Genomic DNA, 19,833 nt, shown 5'->3' with positions numbered 1-19,833 from the left:
GAGATTTCTTCGGTGAACTCTGGATAATGCTGCTGATCTGGGATTCTTAAATCGAGTTCTGATGCAGGAGATCTCTCTCGTGGGGTGGCGTGCAGGAAAGATCGGAGAGAGAATGGAGAAGACGCGTGATGAAAGAACGAATCACGCGTCTCTTACTGTGGAGGCACTTCCGCTCTCCATGAAAGACGGATGACTGTGGATCACGACAACACACCGTACGACGAATCGATCGCTGACACCGAGCTGGTGCTGCGCACCCGCTCGGGTGACGCCACGGCCTTCGGTGAACTGTGGCGACGCCACTACCCGTCGGGCATGTCGGTCGCGCGATCGATCACGTCGTCGATCGATCCCGACGATCTGGTCCAGGAGTCCTACACCCGCATCTACCAGGCGATCATCAAGGGCGGCGGTCCCAATGGGTCCTTCCGCGCCTACCTCTTCACCAGCATCCGCAACACCGCCGCCGCCTGGGGGCGCTCCCGTCGCGAGTCGGCCATCGACGAACTCGACACGGTCGTCGATCCCGACAGCACCGAGCAGGCGGCGAATGAAGCCCTCGACCGCAGCCTCACCGCCCAGGCCTTCCGCAGTCTTCCCTCCCGCTGGCAGGAGGTGCTCTGGTACACCGAGATCGAGCAGATGAAGCCGCAGGAGGCTGCACCGCTGCTCGGCATGAAGGCCGGCGCGGTCTCGCAGCTCGCCTTCCGAGCCCGTGAGGGCCTGCGCGAGGCGTGGATCCAGGCGCATCTGCGCAGCGCCGCCCCCGGGTCGGACTGCCAGTGGACGATCGAGCACCTCGGCGCCTACTCGCGGGGCAACCTCGGCACCCGCGACCACAAGCGACTCGAGCAGCACCTCGAAGTGTGCGCACGATGCATGATCGTGGCGGCCGAGGCGAAGGACATCTCGAAGCGGCTGGCGCTCGTCCTCCTCCCTCTCGTCCTCGGCGTGACCGGATCGGCGGGCTACCTCGCCACCCTGCAGGGCGGGGGCACACCGATCGTCGCGCTCGCCGCCATGCCCTCCACCGTCACGCACGGCGCCGTTGTCGTGGGCGGCGGCTCCGCCGGTGTGAGCACTGGCGCGGCCGGATCGACCGGCGGCTCGGGCGGCTCCGGAGCCGGCGGTGCTGCGGGCGCCGGCGGCACGGGAGGCTCCGCCGCGACGACCGGAGGAGGCATCCTCAGCGGAATGGGAGCGCTCGTCGGCGCCGGGACGGCAGCTCTCGTCGTGGCGGGAGTGGTCGCCGCCGCCACCATCATCCCCGGTCTCGCCGGTGCATCGCCCGCGGCATCTCTGCCCAGCGCCGGCGACACCGACTCCTCATCGATCAGCGCGGACGTCGGCCCCGACGAGTCGATGAAGGCGGAGGAGCAGAAGCCCGACGCCGTCGACGACGACTCCGATTCCGCTCCCGAGCCGGTCACGCCGCCCGCCGAGGAACCGGTGATCAGCGATCCCGCGGAGGACGCAGCTCCGGAACTCATCGCGCCGCCGTCGGCCGTGCAGCCCGCTCAGCCGGCTCCGCCGTCGACGCCGGCTCCCGAGGTCGACCCTCCCGTCGATCCCGTCGACCCTCCCGTCGATCCCGTCGACCCTCCCGTGGATCCTGTTGACCCTCCGGTGGATCCCGTGGACCCGGTCGATCCTCCCGTTGACCCTCCCGTCGATCCTGTCGACCCGGTGGACCCCGTGGATCCTGTCGACCCGGTGGACCCCGTGGATCCTGTCGACCCGGTGGACCCCGTCGATCCCGTCGACCCTGTGGATCCCGTCGACCCTGTGGATCCCGTCGACCCGGTGGACCCTGTCGACCCCGTCGATCCCGTGGACCCCGTCGACCCGGTCGATCCCATCGTCGTGCCCGACGGCTCTCCCGCCGTCGTGTCCAGCCTCGTCACCTGCACGTGGGAGGACGGAAAGCTCTTCCCCATCACCCACTACTGGATCACGGTCCAGGGTGCCGCCGACTGGGATGTGCGGGCGCTTCTCGACGGCAGCACCGCGGGCACGACCGGCACGACTCTCGACGCAGCCGGCAACGGCGTCATCAACCTGCGTCCCACCTTCACCCAGCTGCTCAATGACGCCTCGGTGCAGTTCCAGTACACCGGACTGGACGAGAACGGCGCTCCGCTCGAGGGGGAGATCGGCCCTGCCTTCTCGCTCAGCAGCCTCACGACGGTCTTCGGGGGATGCGAAGACGCTCCCGCTGCCCCCGAGGAGCCGCCGGTCGACGAGCCCGCTCCCCCGGTCGAGGAGACCCAGCCTCCCGTCGAGGAGACGCAGCCTCCCGTCGAAGAGACGCAGCCTCCCGTCGAAGAGACGCAGCCTCCCGTCGAAGAGACGCAGCCTCCCGTCGAAGAGACCCAGCCTCCCGTCGAAGAGACCCAGCCTCCCGTCGAAGACGGTACGGCCGAGCTCGTCGACGCCGCCGCGGCCCCGCTCTGAGCACTCCGCACGGCGAATAGACTGGATCCATGCACCAGGATCCCGCCTCTGTTCCCGGCGTCGATCGGCCGACCTTCACCGCCCTCGACATCGTCCGCTCGATCGTCCTGGTGATCGCCGTCGGCACGCTCGCACTGTGGGGCTTCGCCACCTGGCCTCTGCCGTGGAACGTCATCCTCGGAATCGGCGCCCCCGTCGTCGTGATCCTCGTGTGGGCGCTCTTCCTGTCGCCGCGCCCGGTACTGCGTCTGCATCCGTTCCTGCGAGCGGCGGTCGAGCTGCTCATCTACGTCGGCGTCACGATCGCCTGGTGGCTCATGGACCAGCCCCTCATCGGCATCGCCTTCGCCGTGGTGGCGGTCGGCGCGGGCGTCGTGAGCGGACGCCGTCGCATCGAATGAGCACCCTCGATCTGCTGAGATCAGAGCTCGGTGTCCTCGTCGACACCGATCCCTCGGCACTCGAGAGCGCGCGCGCCGATCAGTCCGGCCATGCCGCACCCGGCCGTCCTCTGGCGATCGTGCACGCCGAGTCCGTCGAGCATGTGCAGGCCGTCATGCGCATCGCGACCCGGACGCGAACACCCGTCGTGATTCGCGGCGCGGGCACGGGCCTCGCCGGTGCAGCGAACGGCGGAGCCGGCGAGATCGTCCTCTCCCTGCTCCGCATGACGGCGATCCACGAGATCCGGGCCGATGATCTGCTGGCGGTCGTCGAGCCCGGGATCATCAACGCCGACCTCAACGCCGCCCTCGCCGAGCACGGTCTGTGGTGGGCACCCGATCCTGCCAGCCGAGCGATCTCGACCGTCGGCGGCAACATCGCCACCGGTGCGGGCGGGCTCCTCTGCGCCAAGTACGGCGTGGTCCGAGACGCGGTGCTGGGCCTCGATCTGGTGCTCTCCGACGGACGGCTGCTGCATCTCGGGCACCGCAGCGTCAAGGGAGTCACCGGCCTCGACCTCACGTCGCTCGTGATCGGCTCGGAGGGCACCCTGGGCGTGGTCGTGTCCGCCACCCTCAAGCTGCGGCGCCTGATCGACGGCGACACCTGCACGGTGACGGCGACGTTCCCCGATGTCCGATCAGCCGCGTCCGCCGCATCCGCGGTCACCGCCTCGGGAATCCAGCCGGCGATCATGGAGCTCATGGATGCCGCGAGCCTCGCAGCCGTCTCCGCGCTCCTCACGCTGCCCGCTCCCGCCGCGGGCAGCGCCCAGCTGACCATCCAGACCGACGGTCCCGCCGCGATCCCGGAGGCCGCCGCGATCGCCGAGATCCTGACCGCGCACCACGGAGCCACCCAGGTCTCGCACGACCGCGAGGAGGGCGAGCGGATGCTCGCCATCCGCCGCTCCATGCATCCGGCCATGGCGGCGCTGGGAACGACCCTCATCGAGGACGTCTCCGTGCCCCGCAGCGCCATGCCCGCGATGTTCGACGAGATCGCCCGGATCGAGAAGAAGTTCTCTCTCACGATCCCGTCCGTGGCGCACGCCGGAGACGGCAATCTGCACCCGAACTTCATCTTCGAGGGTGACGAGACCCCCGCCATCGTCTGGGAGGCCGCAGACGAGCTGTTCCGGGCGGCGATCGCCCTCGGCGGCACGCTGACCGGCGAGCACGGCATCGGAACGCTCAAGAGTCGCTGGCTGGCCGACGAGATCGGCCAGGACCAGTGGGAGCTGCAACGGCAGATCACCCGGGCGTTCGACCCGCTCGGCATCCTCAACCCCGGGAAGGTCTTCACCGCCGATGCCTGACATCCACGTGAGCGCAGCGATCATCCTCGATGCGGATCGGCGGGTGCTCGTCGTACGCAAGCACGGCACGACGCGCTTCATGCAGCCGGGAGGCAAGCCCGAGGCCGGCGAGACGCCGGCCGAGACGCTCACCCGAGAGCTGCACGAGGAGCTCGGGCTCGAGCTCGGCCCCGCCGACCTCGAACCGCTCGGCACGTTCGTCTCCGCCGCGGCGAACGAACCCGGTCATCGGGTCGTCGCCGACGCCTTCGTCGTCACGATCGGAGCGGCGGAGCCGGTGGCTCAGGCCGAGCTCGCCGAACTCCGCTGGATCACCCCGTCCGATGCCGAGACGCTGCCGCTGGCACCGCTCAGTGTCGAGCACCTTCTGCCGCTGGCGTGGCCGGCGACCAGACCCTGATCAGCCTCGAAGGCTCAGATGCCCTGCCAGGCGGGCTTGTTCGCGAAGGTGTACCGGTAGTAGTCGGCGAGCTTCAGCCGCGATGCCGCGGCCTCATCGACCACGACCGTCGCGTGCGGGTGGAGCTGGATCGCCGACCCCGGGAGGATGGCCGCGAGAGGCCCCTCGACGGCATCGGCGACCGCCTGCGCCTTGCCCTCACCGAACGCGAGCAGGACGAGGTGTCGCGCGCGCAGGATCGTGCCGAGGCCCTGGGTGATGCAGTGCCGCGGCACATCGTCGATCGAGTCGAAGAAGCGCGCGTTGTCCTCGCGGGTCTGCTCGGTGAGCGTCTTCACCCGCGTGCGCGACGCGAAGGATGAGCCGGGTTCGTTGAAGCCGATGTGGCCGTCGGTTCCGATGCCGAGGATCTGCAGGTCGACCCCGCCCGCCACCTCGATCGCCGTCTCGTAGTCGTCGCCGGCGTGCTGGATCGTCTCCGCCGCGCCGTTGGGCACATGGATGCGCCGAGGGTCGAGCCCGAGCGGCTCCACCACATCGCGGGTGATGACCGAGCGGTAGCTCTCGGCGTGCGCGGGGTCGAGCCCGACGTACTCGTCGAGCGCGAAGCCCCGCACCTGCGACACGTCACGGCCCGCGAGCCGCGTGCGCAGCGCCTGGTAGACCGGCAGCGGGGTGGAACCCGTGGCGAGACCGAGCACGGCGTCGGCACGACGGTCGATGAGCTCGACGATCTCTGCCGCGACCAGCTCGCCTGCCGCGGCGGCGTTCTCGACGATGACGACTTCAGCCATGGGACACTGTCTCCTTCGAAGGGGTGGTGGCGCCGACCACCGCGGCGCCGAAGGCGGCCGCGGGGGAACCGGCGGGAAGCAGCTCGATCCGTTCGTCGAGGTGCAGCGAGCGCATGAAGGCCGAGGCCGCCGCCCCGGCGTGCAGAGAGGCGCGGATGCCGTCGTAGAGCCGGTCGCCGAGCGCGGTCAGCCCTCCGCCGATGATCACGCGCTCGACATCCGCCGAGAGCACGAGAGCCCGCACGGCGGCCGCACCGCCGTGGAACAGGTCGGCGCGCAGCGCCGTCGCCCGCTCGTCGCCGGACTCGGCGGCGTCGAGGATGTCGCGCACGGGCAGCGAGCCCGGCCGGTTCCAGGCTCGGGCGAGCGCCCCGCCTCCGCAGAAGGTCTCGATGCAGCCGCGCTGGCCGCATCCGCACAGACGACCGTTCGGGTCGACCGAGAGGTGACCGACCTCTCCCGCCGTCCCGCGCGATCCGCGCCAGATCTCCCCGTCGACGACGATGCCCGCGGCGACGCCGGTGCCGAGGTTGAGGTACGCCATCGACCCGCTCACGCCTCGCAGGGCGGCGGCGCCGAGCGCGGCCGCCTTGACGTCGTTCTCGACCCGCACGGGGACACCGAGAAGCGTAGACACACGGTCGGCGAGGTCGAGCGACTCGACACCGAGGTTGACCGCGTGCAGCACCCGCCCGGCGTCGGAGTCGACGACCCCGGGGATGCCCACACCGACGGTGCCGACGTCCGACGATGCGAATCCGCCGTCGACGGCGAGCTCTCTCACCACCTCGACGATGCTCGAGACCACGGCGTCGTCACCCCAGCCGGTGGGGCGACGGACCCGCGCGATGATCTCGCCGTCGGAGCCGACCGCGACGGCGTCGATCTTCGTTCCGCCGACGTCGAGGCCCACGCGAATGGGCCGACCGGCGAGGTCGGCGATGCTGTCGTGCGTCATCGGACGGCGTCCTGGCAGCCGTTCGGGGCGTGCGCGCGGGTCATGAGACACCCAGCTGTCCGGAGAGCACCATCACCGCGGTCCCCCGCAGCACGATGTCGGCCTGCGAGGTGCGACGGATGAGCGCGTCCTCGAACACGCCCTCGAGCGTGCGCGCATGCAGGGTGTGGACGGCTGCGTCGATGAGCACGCCGTCGAGCAGATCGGCAGGACCCGACAGCACGACCTCCGACAGATCGAGGGCCGCGACGATCGGGGCGACGGCGATGGCCATCCGGGTGCCCGCATCGCGAAGGATCTCGTCGCGCGATTCCGGCGTCGCCTCGATGGCGGGCCGCAGACGCGTCTCGCTCAGCCAGGCCTCGAGACAGCCGTCCTTGCCGCATGCGCAGCGTGGTCCGCCGTCTGTGCCGACCGTGACGTGGCCGATCTCGCCCGCAGCGAAGCGGCTGCCCAGCAGCGGCTGGCTGCCGGTGATGAGCCCGGCGCCGACGCCGCGGCCGATGCGGATGAGCATGAAGTCGGCCTTGGCCTCGCCGAACGTGTACTCGGCGAGCACGGCCGCGTTGGCGTCGTTGCGGACCAGCACCGGCAGGTCGAGGTCGACTCCGAGCTTCGCCTCCAGCGGCAGGTTGCTCCAGCCGAGGTTCGGCGAGCTCAGGACGACGCCGTCTGGCCGCACCACACCGGGTGTCCCGATGCCGACTCCGAGGATCGGCTGCGTCGCGGTCGCCACGAGCGCCCGCGCGAGAGAGAGGGTCGCCGCGTACGTGGCGTCACCGTCGGCGCTGTCGGGCCGCGGCACCTCGCGACGCTCGATCACATCGCCGTCGAGGCTGAGCAGCGCCCCCACGAACGCGTGCGGGCCGGACAGGTCGATTCCGATGATCTGGTGGCCGATGCGGTCGATGTCGATGAGGATCGGCGGCTTGCCTGGGCCCACGGTCTCGCGCACGCCCATCTCGACCACGATGCCGTCGGCGATGAACTCCGCGACGAGGTCCGAGATCGTGACCCGGGTCAGACCGGTCTCGCGCGAGAGGTCGGCCCGGCTCATGGCGCCCGAGTGGTACAGGGTCTGCAGGACGAGCGCCCTGTTGTGCCCTCGCGCGTGCTCCGGGAGCACTTTCGAGCGCGAGCGCAGATGACGACCGGGGCCGAAGGCGTGAGCACTCGTACCGGCGTACTCCGGCGTCGTCGTTGGGCGCTGTTCATCCGATACGGACATGTTTGTTAGTAGACCTTACGAACAAAAATTGTGCAACCCCAGCCCGGCGCCGCGCCGGGAGGGTTACCGAAACGTTACATCAGTGGATGGGTGAACCTGGTACCGACGCGGACCGGTCGATCAGACGGGCGACGAGACCCGCGACGATCTCCTCCCGCGCCGCACGGGTGAGGGGCTTCCCCGGCACTCCCGGACGCCGCTGGTCGGGCATCGGACCGCTCAGGGGACGATACCGCACCCCTGCTTCCGCCAGCCGCCGCAGGTGCACCGGCAGACGACGCGCGAAGCCCTCGAACTCCCGCGGCGCTCCCCCGTCCCACAGCCGTTCGGCGATGGCCGCGAGCCGGGGGAACATCGCGAAGTCCACCCGGTCCCTGGTCGGCAGATGCTCTGTCCAGACGTTCGACTGTCCCCCCTCAGCGCGGTCGTCGATCTGCAGGCCGTAGGCGGTCTCCAGAGACAGCGGAGGCCCCACCCTGATCGGCTCCTCGACGGAGTCGGACTGCGGATAGTCGAGGTAGACCTCGAGGTCGGGGCACGCGATCACGGGGATCCCCCGATCCAGCGCCTCCCGCATCGCGACGGGGCCCCGCCACGCGAGGACGCTCACCCCCTCGGGGACGTCGCCCTCCAGCACCTCGTCCCACGCGAGCGCCGAGCGCCCGCGGGCGCGCACATGCTCGACGAAGCAGGCCGTGAACCACGGCTGGACGTCGTGTGCCGTGGCCAGGCCGAGCTCACGCATCCGCTCCTGCGCCGCGTCGCTCCGGTCCCACTCGGTGACGGGCACCTCGTCGCCCCCGATCCCGATCCACGGGGAGTCGAAGAGCTCGCAGAGCGCGTCGATCGCCGCCCTGCCGAAGGCGAGAGCCGCGTCTGTGGGGGCGAGCGTGCGCGGGTTCACGCCGAATCGCTCCCAGGGCGCCGTGATCGGCTCACCGGCGTCGACGTTCCCGAGCTCGGGGTAGGCCGCGAGCGCCGCCTGGATGTGCCCCGGCAGCTCGACCTCGGGAACCACGGTCACGAACCGCTCGGCGGCGTATGCGACGAGATCACGGATCTCGGCGTCGGTGTAGTGCCCCTCGTGCACGCCCGGTTCGACGGTCGCGGCAGGCCCGTGTCCCCGCTGCGTCGCCTCGCGACGGGCGCCGACCTCGGTGAGTCGCGGATATCCGGGCACGGCGAAGCGCCAGCCCTGGTCATCGGTGAGATGCAGGTGCAGCACGCTGAGGTGGTGGTCGGCGAGCAGATCGATCAGGCGACGCACATCGTCGGCCGGACGGAAGTGCCTCGCGACGTCCAGCATCACTCCGCGCCACGCGAAGGCAGGAGCACCCTGCCACGTGCCCGCAGGGATGCGGCGGCGTGCGTCTCCGGGCGCACGGAACTGGCGGAGCACGGTCGCCCCGCGGAACACACCGGCGGGGGTCGCTCCGACGATGTCGACGCCCTGAGCCGTCACGGTGATCCGGAACGCCTCATCGGTCACGCGGTCGCGCGCGAACGGCTCGAGCCCGATCGCGGGGTCGACGCGCAGCAGGATCGGCGGACCCTCGGCAGCCCCCTCCTCCCCGCGCAGACGAGAGGCGGAGGCCGCGAGATCCGCGGAGGCGACGATCGGCGTGCGCTCCGTCCAGGCGAACGGCTCGGCGCCGGAGTCGATCGTCGACTCGACGGCGGGCACCGTGGCCCGGTGCGGCGGTGGAGGCATCCGGAGCGCTCGTCCGGGTGCAGCCCCGGTGACGGCGCCGTCGACGACGACGGGCACACCGCCCACGAGCACCTCGACGATGCCGATCGGCGGTTCATGGGGGTGCTCGAAGGTGGCGCCGGCATCGACCGTCGCGGGGTCGAACAGCACGAGGTCGGCCGTCGCCCCCGGGCGGATCACACCGCGCGGCGCATCACCGCGGTCCAGCCCGAGGCGTGCCGCGGGGGTACCCGAGAGGTGCCGCACCGCCTCTTCGAGGGTGAGGATGCCGAGCTCGCGCACGTACGTGCCGAGATAGCGCGGGAACGTGCCTCGACCGCGCGGATGCGGGCGGGCCCCGATCAGGATCCCGTCGCTCCCGCCGCAGTGCCGCGGGTGGCGCATGATCGCTCGGACGTTCTGCTCGTCTCCGATGTGCATCAGGATGCTCGTCGCACCGGCGTCGGCGACGATCGTGTCGAGCACGACGTCCACGGCACGGCGCCCGGACGATCCCGCGATCTCGGCCACCGTTCGTCCGACCAGGTCGGCGAGGGCCGGATCGCCGGTGCCCGCGATCTGGATCGCCTCCCAGTCGGCGGGTTCACCGTGGAAGCCGTCGCAGCCGATGTCCTCCAGCTCGATCCGGACGACCTCGCGCTGCCCCTCATCGAGGGCGGCGATCGTGCCGAGCAGGTCGCCGCTCTCGGAGAGGCGGCTGGGCAGCAGCGCGGCCAGCGTCGTCGCTCCGGGCAGATAGGGGTACGTGTCGAGTGTGACGTCCACGCCGTCGGCGAGTGCCTGATCGACGAGATCGAGGAGCTCCGCGGCACGACCTCGGTTCGGCGCGAAGTTCATGGTCGCGTGGGTCAGGTGCACGGGGCATCCGGTGCGCCGACCGATGTCGACCGCCTCGCGGTACGCGTCGAGCGCGGCACCGCCGTAGCTGCGCGTGTGCGGAGCCCAGTAGCCCCCACGCTCGGCCACGACCCGGCACAGCGCCTCGAGTTCGGCGGTGTCGGCGTACATCCCGGGCGTGTAGGTGAGACCGCTGGACATGCCGAACGCCCCCGCATCCAGCGCGTCGCCGAGGAGGGCGGCCATCGCGGCGATCTCTCCCGGCGTCGCCGCGCGATTCTCGTGCCCGATCACCATCATCCGCAGGTTTCCCTGGGGCACGAGGACCGCGGCGTTGGCGGCGGTCGCCGCGTCGATCGCCGTCAGCAGATCGTCCATCGTGCGCCAGGGCACCTCTGCCGGCATGCCATTCCACCCCGCGATCTGCAGCGGGATCACCGCTGCCGCGGTGTCGTCGAGCGGTGCGTAGCCGAGGCCGTCCTGACCGAGCACCTCGGTCGTGACGCCCTGGCGGATCTTCGCGTCGTGCTCGGCGCCGTGCAGCACCGCGAGGTCGCTGTGGGCGTGCATGTCGATGAAGCCGGGTGCGAGCACGAGCCCGGCGGCGTCGACCTCGATCGCGCTGTCGGGGAGCACCGCATCCGTGGCATCGCCCTGCCGGGTCACTGCGACGACACGATCTCCCTCGACAGCCACGTCGGCCTCGAAGCGCTCGGCACCGGTGCCGTCGACGACGGTCGCCCGTCGATAGACGCGAACGGGCTTCTCGGTGCTCAGAAGCATGTGGCCACGGCTCCGATCACGCGGGGATCGGCGGCATCGGGATCGTCGATGATCGCGACGACCCGCCACTTGTCGAATGCGGTGCACGGGTGCGACAGGCCGAGGCGCACGACGTCGCCGGGATGCACCTCGACTCCGTCCGCCGTGTTCAGGAACGCGTGCTGGTCGTTGAGCGCCGTGATCTCGCCGTCGACGGACTGGGGAACCGGCAGGTCGAGGTCGAAGGGCACGTCACGGCGCCCGGCGTCGAGGAGCGCGAGCCCCGGCTCGGGCTGCGACACGACCCGCGCCCACGCGTGCATGGCGGAGCGGAGCGGCTGCGTGCCTGCGATCGGGCCGAACGGAGACATGCGCGAGTAGAAGCCGTCGTCGTGGATCTGGAACGCTCCCGATCTCAGCACGACGTCGGCACCGCCGGCGGCGAGAGGAGAGAGCACGGCGGCCGCGCGGTCGGGGAACGAGCTGCCGCCGGCGCTCACCACCGGTCGGATGCCGTCCGGGTAGACGAGCCGCGAGTGGAGCTCGACGAGAGTCGCCAGATACGCGTCGACGGCGGCGACCGACGCGTCGCTGCGGTCGGGCCCGAACGGCCCCTCGTATCCCGTGACACCGGCGAGGCGGAGGCCGGGTGCCGCGGCGATCGCCCGCGCGATCCGCTCCCCCTCCTCGACCGTGCGCGCGCCGGTGCGTCCGCCGATACCGCCGAGTTCGACGAGCACGTCGAGCGGGTGCGTCGGATCGAGCTGCGCCTCCGCCAGGATGCCGACGGTGGCGACCGAGTCGGCCCAGCAGAGGATGCGCAGCTGCGGATCGGCGGCGAGCAGCGCACCGAGCCTCCGCGCGGCAGCGACGTCGGTGAGCCCGTTCGCGATCAGGACGGTGGTGACGCCCGCCTCGACCGCGACGTCGGCCTGCCAGGGAGTGGCGACCGAGATACCCCAGGCGCCGGCGTCGAGAAGACGCTGCCACAGCGCGGGCGCCATGGTCGTCTTGCCGTGAGGAGCGAGCAGGACACCCTGCTCCGCCGCCCAGGAGAAGACCGTCGCCTCGTTGTGGTCGAGCGCGCCCTGGTGCACCGTGAGCACGGGGGTCGACATGTCCGACAGGTGCAGCCCCGCTGCGGCGACCTCCGAGAGGCGGAGACCGGCGGCTCTCGCCGAGAAGCCCTTCGCCCAGGTGCCGAGGACGGGATCCGGAATTTGTAGAGGCATCTAACAAGGCTACTAGGCTGTCGGTATGACTGCGAAGATCCGCGTTTCGACCGACGCCGCCCCCGCCCCCGCCCACACGTTCTCGCAGGGCGTGCGCAAGGGCCCGTTCGTGCAGGTCTCGGGGCAGGGCCCTGTCGACCCGCGGACGAACGAGTACCTCTTCCCGGGTGACGTGGCCGAGCAGACGACCCGGACGCTCGAGAACGTCAAGGCGATCGTCGAGGCCTCGGGTGCGACGTTCGACGACGTCGTGATGCTGCGCGTGTACCTCACGAAGCGTGAGGACTTCGCGCTCATGAACGAGGCATACGGCGCCTTCGTCACCGCGCACACGAGCAGCGGCGTCCTGCCGTCGCGCACCACCGTGTTCACGGGCCTGCCCCGCGAGGAGATGCTCGTCGAGATCGACGGGATCGCCGTCGTCTCCGACTGACAGCACGGCGCCCTCGCGCGCTATATCACGACCGTTGCCTCCCCGTTACATCCGATCCCGTACCATTAGCGATATACAGGCCACGTGAGAACCGGGGGGTGAAGTTCGTGACCGATCTGATCTCAGCACAGGATGCGAAGACCGAGAAGCTGAATGAGGCGCCAGCCTCCGGCGAAGGTCTCGACTCCGCCACGCCATCGAGCGAGGGCGCTGACACGCCCACCGACTCCCAGCCTCCGAAGGACGGCGACGCACCGCTGGCCTGGGCTCCCATTGAGCCTGCGCCGAAGAAGAAGCGTCTCGGGCTGTGGATCGGCCTGGGAGTCGGCGCTGTCGCCCTGGGCGCGGGCGCCGCATCGATGATCCTCATCGCGCCGGGAACGACCGTCGCCGGCATCCCCGTCGGCTGGCTCACCCCGGGCGCCGCCGCCGACGTCATCACCGAGCACGTCGAGACCACCGAGATCACGCTGACCGGAGCCGGCGACGACGTCGTGCTGACCGGTGCAGAGCTGGGCGCGACGATCGATGCCGCCGCCCTCGCCGACCAGGCCTTCGCGGAGCGCCCCCTCTGGAACATCGGATCCTGGTCGGGCGACCCGGTGCCCGGCGACATCACCCTCGATGCGGCCACGGCCGACGCCGTGCTGCGCGATGCCGTACCTTCGAGCTTCGAGGAGCCGGTCGACGCCGGCGTCGTCTTCGACGGCGCCGCCGGAGCCTTCACGATCACCCCGTCCGCACCGGGTACCGCCGTCGACGTCGATGCCCTCACCGCGGCGATCGCCGACGCCGTCGCCGACGGGGGCACGAGCCTCGAGTTCCCCGGCGGCCCCTCCGAAGCGGCGCCCGCCGTCAGCGACGATGCCGCGACCGCGCTCGCGGCGTCGATGAACGAGATGCTCGGCTCTGTCGGGTTCTACATCGGCGAGGAGCGCACGGTCCCGATCGACCCTGCCACCGTGTCGACCTGGGTGACGGTCGTCGACGACGACGGTGAGCTGCGCATCTCGGCGGACGCCGCGGCGATCCAGGCGACGGTCGACGGCCTCGCGGGCGTCGTGGATCGAGCCCCCGTGAACGCGACGAACATCGTGAACTCGTCGGGCGAGATCCTGCGCGTCGAGACGGAGGGCGTCACCGGACGCGCCGTCGGAGACACCTCGAACCTGGCCGCCGAGGCCGCCGCGAACCTCGAGAGCGGAAACGGAGTCTTCCCGATCCAGGTCTCGGAGACGCCCTTCGAATCCGTGAACCTCGAGCGGCGCATCGACGTCGACCTCGGCTCGCAGACGGCGACACTGATCGAGAACGGCAACGTCGTGCGCTCCTGGGCGATCTCGTCCGGCAAGGCCGCGACGCCCACCGATGTCGGCAACTTCACCGTGTACGCCCACCTGCGCTCGCAGAACATGAAGAGCCGCGAGCCCGACGGCTCGATCACCGAGACGCCCAACGTCCCCTGGGTCACCTACTTCAACGGCGACGAGGGCTTCCACGGCACCTACTGGCACAACGACTTCGGCAACCCGCGCAGCCACGGCTGCATCAACATGCCGATCGACGTCGCCAAGTTCGTCTACGACTGGTCCCCGCTCGGAATGGAAGTCTCGGTCCACAACTGACCGCACTCGGGCAGGACCGTCACGCGGTCATCGAGTCCCGGGATACGACAAGAGGCCGGATGCTCTCGCATCCGGCCTCTTGTCGTATCGGTCAGGCCAGGGCGTCGACGATGCCGTTCAGCGTCGCGGACGGACGCATGACGGCTGCCACGAGCGCGTCGTCGGGGCGGTAGTAGCCGCCGATCTCGACGGCCTTGCCCTGCACCGCGTTGAGCTCGGAGACGATCTTCTCCTCGTTCTCGGCGAGCGTGGCGGCGATCGGTGCGAAGGCTGCGGCGAGCTCCGCATCCTTCGTCTGCGCGGCCAGCTCCTGCGCCCAGTACAGGCCCAGGTAGAAGTGGCTTCCGCGGTTGTCGATCGTGCCGAGGGCGCGTCCGGGCGAGCGATCCTCTTCGAGGAAGGTGCCGGTCGCGGCATCCAGCGTCTCCGCGAGGACGCGCGCCTTCTCGTTGCCGGTGCGGTCCGCGAAGTGCTCGAGCGACGCGGCCAGCGCGAAGAACTCGCCGAGCGAGTCCCAGCGCAGGTAGTTCTCCTCGACGAGCTGCTGCACGTGCTTCGGAGCGGAGCCGCCGGCACCGGTCTCGAACAGTCCTCCACCGGCCAGCAGCGGCACGATCGAGAGCATCTTGGCGCTCGTGCCGACCTCGAGGATCGGGAACAGGTCGGTCAGGTAGTCACGCAGTACGTTGCCGGTCACCGAGATGGTGTCGAGGCCGTGACGCATGCGCGCGAGCGTGTATCGCGTCGCCTCTTCGGGAGCGAGGATCGTGATCGTCAGCCCCTTGGTGTCGAGGGTCGCGAGACCCTGGTGCACCTTCGCGATGATCTGCGCGTCGTGCGAGCGGTTCGCGTCGAGCCAGAACACGGCAGGGTCGCCGGTCGCACGGGCGCGGGTGACGGCCAGCTTCACCCAATCCATGACGGGGATGTGCTTGGTCTGCGTCGCCCGCCAGATGTCACCGGCGCCGACCTGGTGCTCGATGAGCACGGTGCCCTCACTGTCGAGCACCTGGACGGTGCCCGCGGTGGCGATCTCGAAGGTCTTGTCGTGGCTGCCGTACTCCTCGGCCGCCTGCGCCATCAGGCCGACGTTCGGCACGGTGCCGATCGTGGCGGGGTCGAGCGGGCCGTTCGCGATCACATCGTCGATCACGGCCTGGTAGACGCTCGCGTACGACGAGTCCGGGATGACCGCGAGGGTGTCGGCCTCGCCGCCGTCCTTACCCCACAGCTTGCCGCCGTTGCGCACGAGCGCGGGCATCGAGGCGTCGACGATCACGTCGCTCGGCACGTGCAGGTTCGTGGTGCCCTTGTCGGAGTTCACGTACGACAGGCGCGGCCCCTCGGCGATGGCCTTGTCGAATGCGGCAGCGATCTCGTCGCCGCCGGCGATGTCGCCGAGCCCCGCGAGGATCGAGCCGAGACCGTCGTTGGCGTTGAGACCCGCGGCGGCGAGCTTGTCGCCGTACTGCGCGAAGACGTCGTGGAAGAACGCACGCACGACGTGTCCGAAGATGATCGGGTCGCTGACCTTCATCATCGTCGCCTTGAGGTGCACGGAGTAGAGGACGTCGTCGTTCTTGGCCGCCTCCAGCGTCTCCGCGAGGAAGGCGTCGAGGTGCGCGGCCGAGAGGAACGTCGCGTCGATGATCTCGCGCGGCAGGACCTTCAGTCCCTCTTTCAGAACCGTCACGGTGCCGTCGGCGGCGGTGTGGCGGAAGCTCAGCACGTCGTCGTGTGCCGCGACCCAGGAGCGCTCGTTGTGCTTGAAGTCGTCGTGGCCGAGAGTGGCGACGCGCGTCTTCGAGCCTTCGGCGAAGGGCTTGTTGCGGTGCGGGTGCTTCTTGGCGTAGTTCTTCACGGCCAGGGGCGCGCGACGGTCGCTGTTGCCCTCACGGAGCACCGGGTTGACCGCGGATCCCTTGATGCGGTCATAGCGCGCACGGACGTCCTTCTCCTCGAGAGAGGAGGGCTCGTCCGGGAAGTCGGGGATGTCGTAGCCCTGCGACTGCAGCTCGGCGATCGCGCCCTTGAGCTGCGGGATCGAGGCCGAGATGTTCGGCAGCTTGATGATGTTCGCCTCGGGAAGCGTCGCGAGTCCGCCGAGCTCGGCGAGCGAGTCGCCGACCTGCTGCTCCGGCGTGAGCTTCTGCGGGAACGCGGCGAGGATGCGTCCTCCGAGCGAGATGTCGCGGGTCTCGACCTCGATACCCGCCTGACCCGTGTAGGCCTTGATGATCGGCAGGAAGGAAGCCGTGGCGAGAGCCGGAGCCTCGTCCGTGTAGGTGTAGATGATGGCGTCGTCGGTCACCAGGAGGTTCTCCGTTCGCGAGGGCATATTTGTCTCGATACCAAGATACCTGAGGCTCTCCCGGCGCATGTCCGCCCGGAGGTCGCACCGGCATCGACTTCCGGCATTCCGTGCACCGGCACCCCTGACGAAAGTCGAGGTTTCGCGGCAGGGAGCCACCGGAGGGGCTAGCCTGTGACTATGTCCGAACTGCGCATGGTCGAACTCTCCGCTGCGACGATCGTCGCCGTGAACAACCTGTCGCTCAAGCCCGGACAGGAGCAGTTCCTCGCTCCGGTGTCCTACGGCATCGCGGCCACCGTCATCAACCCGCTGACCTCCTGGCAGCGCGTCGTGCTCGACGGCGATCAGGTCGTCGGATTCGTGAGCGCGAACTTCGACCCCGAGGCTCCCGAGGAGCACTTCCGCTCTGTGCTCTGGCGCATCAACGTCGACGCCGACGACCAGGGCAAGGGCCTCGGCCGCTTCGCCGTCGAGCAGCTCGTCGAAGAGGCACGCGCGCGCGGCGTCGACCACGTCAACGTCATCTACGAGGCGGGCGAGGACGGACCGGAGGCCTTCTTCCTCCGCGTCGGGTTCACGCCGGTCGGCGAGACCGAGTACTCCGAGGTCATCGCCGAGATCCGCGTCACGTCCTAGGCCGGCGGCGGGGTCTCGAATCCCCTCCCCCATCGAGGCTCCGTCGCCTTATCCGGTCGATCCGCGGGAACGCTCCCACGGCGATCGACGCTTTTTGTTGCCATCCGCCACAAAAAGCTTGCGCGCCACCTCGATCCGTGCCTATCATCGCTTCTGACGCGAGAGCGAAACGCTTCGACAAGTTCCCGACACAAGCGACGATGGAGTCAGCATGGCGACGATCCACGAGGTGGCGAAGGCCGCCGGCGTATCGATCAGCACCGTCTCCTACGCCCTGAGCGGCAAGCGTCCCGTCTCCGAGAAGACGCGCCTTCGCATCGAGGGCGCGGTTCAGGATCTCGGCTACGAGCCCGATGCGGGTGCCCGCATGCTCGCCGGGCGCCGCACCCACATCTTCGCCCTGACCGAACCGCTGCGCGCCGACACGCACGCCCCCACGCACATGGCGTTCGTCCTCGCCACCTCCGTGGCCGCGCGTCGCCGCGGCTACGACATCCTGCTCCTCACGGACGAGCAGGCCTCCGACGGCATGAACCGGGTCGCGGCGAGCCGACTGGTCGACGCGATCCTCGTGCTCGACGTGGCGCCCGACGATGACCGAGCCGCCATCGCGCGCAGCGTGCGCACGCCCACGGTGTTCATCGGCATCCCCGACGACCCGGCGGGCCTCACCTGCGTCGACCTCGACTTCGAGTCGGCCGGACGCATCGCCGTCGACCGGATCGCGGATGCCGGTCACTCGAGCGTCACCCTCCTCGGGCAGACCGAGGTCTCGTACCGCAAGTCGAACTTCCCGCGACGGCTGCTGCGCGGCGTGCAGGAGCGCACGGCGGCCCGGGGCATCGCGCTCGAATGGTCGACGACCGGCGCCTCGACGACCGACCCCGCCGCGGTCCGCGCTGCGACCGAGGCGGCACTCGACCGGGGTGACCGCGCGTTCATCGTGCACGCGGTGGGAGACGTCCACGAGGTGCTCCTGCGAGTTCTCGATGCTCGCGGGCTGCGGGTCGGACGGGACGTGTCCGTCATCTCGGCCGCCGCCTCGTTCGACACCACCGCGCTCGCCGTCCCCGTGGACACGATCCCGCTGATCCCTCAGCAGTCGTGCGACCTGGCCGTCGAGCTGGCCGAGCAGCACCTCGATCACCCCGGGACAGCGCCGCGCATCCACCTCATCGCCCCCGAGTACCACTCCGCCGGATCGGTCATCCCCGCGAGGGAATGACCGAGGCGGAGACGCACACGCGCATCACCATCGTCGAAACGCTTCGATGACACCGCGCGACAACTGAAGACGAACGACCCACCGATGTGTCCGGCCTCAGGGCCAATCAGAAAGGAGTGCCGACGATGGCACGCAACACCCGCAGGACGAAGACGCTGGCGGCTCTGGCCGCGCTGACCGCGACGGGAATCGCCCTGAGCGGCTGTACCGCCGGATCCTCCGATGACGGCGGCGACGGGCAGACGCTCAAGCTCTGGCACTACGAGGGCGCAGACAGCGCGATGGGCAAGGCCTGGGCCGAGGCGATCGCCGTCTTCGAAGAGGAGACCGGCGCGAAGGTCGAGTTCGAGGAGAAGTCCTTCGAGCAGATCCAGAAGACGGCGAGCCAGGTGCTCGACACGGACGCCGCTCCCGACCTGATGGAGTTCAACAAGGGCAACGCCACGGCGGGGTTCCTCGCCTCGACGGGACTCATCTCGGACATCTCCGACGCGGTCGAGGAGTACGGCTGGGACGAGAAGCTCGCGCCGTCGCTGCAGACCACCGCCAAGTACTCGGACGACGGTGTGATGGGCGGCGACACCTGGTTCGGCATCCCGAACTACGGCGAGTTCGTCGGCGTCTACTACAACCAGGACGCCTTCGCCGCCGCCGGCCTCGAGATCCCGACCACGTACGACGAGTTCGTCGACGTGCTCGACGCGTTCGTGGCCCAGGGCGTCACCCCACTGGCCGAGGCCGGTGCCGAGTACCCTCTGGGTCAGCTCTGGTACCAGCTCGCCCTGAACGCGGGCGACCGCGGCTTCGTCGACGACTACCAGCTCTACAAGGAGCCGGTCGACTGGCAGGGCCCCGAGGTCACCGCAGCCACCGAGACCCTCCAGGAGTACGTCGACAAGGGCTACATCGCCTCCGACGTGTCGTCGGTCAAGGCCGAGGACGCCGGCGTCTCGTTCATCAACGGCAGCTCCCCGATCTTCGTGTCGGGATCCTGGTGGTTCGGCCGCTTCGTCGCCGAGGCCACCGACTTCGACTGGACCCTGACCGCCTTCCCTGGTGCCGACCTGTCGCTCGGATCGTCGGGCAACCTGTGGGTCGTGCCCGAGAACGCCGCGAACAAGGAGCTGGCGTACGAGTTCATCGACATCACGATGCGTCCCGAGATCCAGGCGATCATCGGCAACAACGGCGGGCTGCCGGTCGCCGCCGACACGGCGGACATCACCGACGAGAAGAGCGCCGCGCTCATCGAGACGTTCAACGGCGTGCTCGAGGCCGATGGCCTGTCGTTCTACCCGGACTGGCCCGCGCCCGGCTTCTACGACGTGATCGTGCAGGAGCTGCAGGGTCTCATCACGGGGTCGCAGGACGCCGAGACCACCAATGAGAACCTCGGCGAGCAGTACGACGAGGGCACCGCGGAATTCCGTTGATCCACTCGCGGGGGCGGCGACCGGTCGGC

15 protein-coding genes are annotated in these 19,833 nt (G+C 69.8%); 9 read left to right on the top strand and 6 right to left on the bottom strand.

The window, feature by feature from the left end; all coding sequences use genetic code 11:
* Window positions 1-189 precede the first annotated feature (189 nt).
* The 4 genes from HWD99_RS02825 to HWD99_RS02810 are packed head-to-tail and all read left to right on the top strand — an operon-like array spanning window position 190 to window position 4,616.
* Window positions 190-2,454 carry a sigma-70 family RNA polymerase sigma factor gene (locus HWD99_RS02825; protein WP_241794721.1) on the top strand — a complete coding sequence of 755 codons (2,265 nt, stop codon included), beginning with the start codon at window positions 190-192 and terminating at the stop codon, window positions 2,452-2,454.
* A 29-nt stretch (window positions 2,455-2,483) separates the two neighbouring features.
* Window positions 2,484-2,855: a YrdB family protein gene (locus tag HWD99_RS02820; protein ID WP_241794719.1), complete on the top strand. Its 372-nt coding sequence runs from the start codon at window positions 2,484-2,486 to the stop codon at window positions 2,853-2,855.
* Window positions 2,852-4,216 (top strand): FAD-binding oxidoreductase, encoded by a 1,365-nt coding sequence (locus HWD99_RS02815; RefSeq protein ID WP_241794718.1) that lies wholly within the window; start codon window positions 2,852-2,854, stop codon window positions 4,214-4,216. The genes HWD99_RS02820 and HWD99_RS02815 overlap by 4 nt, the downstream gene beginning before the upstream one ends.
* Window positions 4,209-4,616: an NUDIX domain-containing protein gene (locus HWD99_RS02810; protein ID WP_241794716.1), complete on the top strand. Its 408-nt coding sequence runs from the start codon at window positions 4,209-4,211 to the stop codon at window positions 4,614-4,616. The genes HWD99_RS02815 and HWD99_RS02810 overlap by 8 nt, the downstream gene beginning before the upstream one ends.
* Before the next feature lie 14 nt (window positions 4,617-4,630).
* On the opposite strand, the gene nagB is transcribed toward HWD99_RS02810, so the two are convergent.
* The 5 genes from nagB to HWD99_RS02785 form a co-directional block, all read right to left on the bottom strand.
* Window positions 4,631-5,410: a glucosamine-6-phosphate deaminase gene (gene nagB, locus HWD99_RS02805; RefSeq protein ID WP_241794715.1), complete on the bottom strand. Its 780-nt coding sequence runs from the start codon at window positions 5,408-5,410 to the stop codon at window positions 4,631-4,633.
* Window positions 5,403-6,368 carry an ROK family protein gene (locus tag HWD99_RS02800; RefSeq protein WP_241794714.1) on the bottom strand — a complete coding sequence of 322 codons (966 nt, stop codon included), beginning with the start codon at window positions 6,366-6,368 and terminating at the stop codon, window positions 5,403-5,405. Before HWD99_RS02800 ends, nagB begins: the two co-directional genes overlap by 8 nt.
* Window positions 6,369-6,408: 40 nt before the next feature.
* Complete coding sequence (locus HWD99_RS02795; protein ID WP_241794713.1) at window positions 6,409-7,596, bottom strand: ROK family transcriptional regulator; 1,188 nt, start codon at window positions 7,594-7,596, stop codon at window positions 6,409-6,411.
* Window positions 7,597-7,675: 79 nt separating this feature from the next.
* Entirely contained in the window at window positions 7,676-10,927 is a 3,252-nt protein-coding gene (locus tag HWD99_RS02790) for a family 20 glycosylhydrolase (protein ID WP_241794712.1), read from the bottom strand.
* Window positions 10,918-12,138: an alanine racemase gene (locus HWD99_RS02785; protein ID WP_241794711.1), complete on the bottom strand. Its 1,221-nt coding sequence runs from the start codon at window positions 12,136-12,138 to the stop codon at window positions 10,918-10,920. Before HWD99_RS02785 ends, HWD99_RS02790 begins: the two co-directional genes overlap by 10 nt.
* A 25-nt stretch (window positions 12,139-12,163) precedes the next feature.
* On the opposite strand from HWD99_RS02785, the gene HWD99_RS02780 reads away from it, so the two are divergent.
* Entirely contained in the window at window positions 12,164-12,571 is a 408-nt protein-coding gene (locus HWD99_RS02780) for a RidA family protein (RefSeq protein ID WP_241794710.1), read from the top strand.
* 98 nt (window positions 12,572-12,669) lie between these two features.
* Window positions 12,670-14,196 carry a L,D-transpeptidase family protein gene (locus HWD99_RS02775; protein ID WP_241794709.1) on the top strand — a complete coding sequence of 509 codons (1,527 nt, stop codon included), beginning with the start codon at window positions 12,670-12,672 and terminating at the stop codon, window positions 14,194-14,196.
* Window positions 14,197-14,287: 91 nt separating this feature from the next.
* Here the strand turns inward: HWD99_RS02775 and HWD99_RS02770 are convergent, their stop codons facing one another.
* Entirely contained in the window at window positions 14,288-16,507 is a 2,220-nt protein-coding gene (locus HWD99_RS02770) for an NADP-dependent isocitrate dehydrogenase (protein WP_241794801.1), read from the bottom strand.
* A gap of 180 nt (window positions 16,508-16,687) precedes the next feature.
* On the opposite strand from HWD99_RS02770, the gene HWD99_RS02765 reads away from it, so the two are divergent.
* From HWD99_RS02765 to HWD99_RS02755, 3 genes are all read left to right on the top strand, one after another.
* Complete coding sequence (locus HWD99_RS02765) at window positions 16,688-17,146, top strand: GNAT family N-acetyltransferase (RefSeq protein ID WP_241794708.1); 459 nt, start codon at window positions 16,688-16,690, stop codon at window positions 17,144-17,146.
* A gap of 211 nt (window positions 17,147-17,357) precedes the next feature.
* The gene (locus HWD99_RS02760) at window positions 17,358-18,371 is read left to right on the top strand and encodes a LacI family DNA-binding transcriptional regulator (RefSeq protein ID WP_241794707.1); all 1,014 of its coding nucleotides are present in this window, start codon (window positions 17,358-17,360) and stop codon (window positions 18,369-18,371) included.
* Window positions 18,372-18,496: 125 nt separating this feature from the next.
* A complete protein-coding gene (locus HWD99_RS02755; protein WP_241794706.1) occupies window positions 18,497-19,804 on the top strand; it encodes an ABC transporter substrate-binding protein in 1,308 nt (435 codons plus the stop codon).
* Window positions 19,805-19,833: the final 29 nt, after the last annotated feature.

The organism is Microbacterium sp. C5A9, assembly GCF_022627955.1.
Taxonomy (GTDB): Bacteria; Actinomycetota; Actinomycetes; order Actinomycetales; family Microbacteriaceae; genus Microbacterium.
This window is presented reverse-complemented; position numbering and strand designations above follow the sequence as displayed.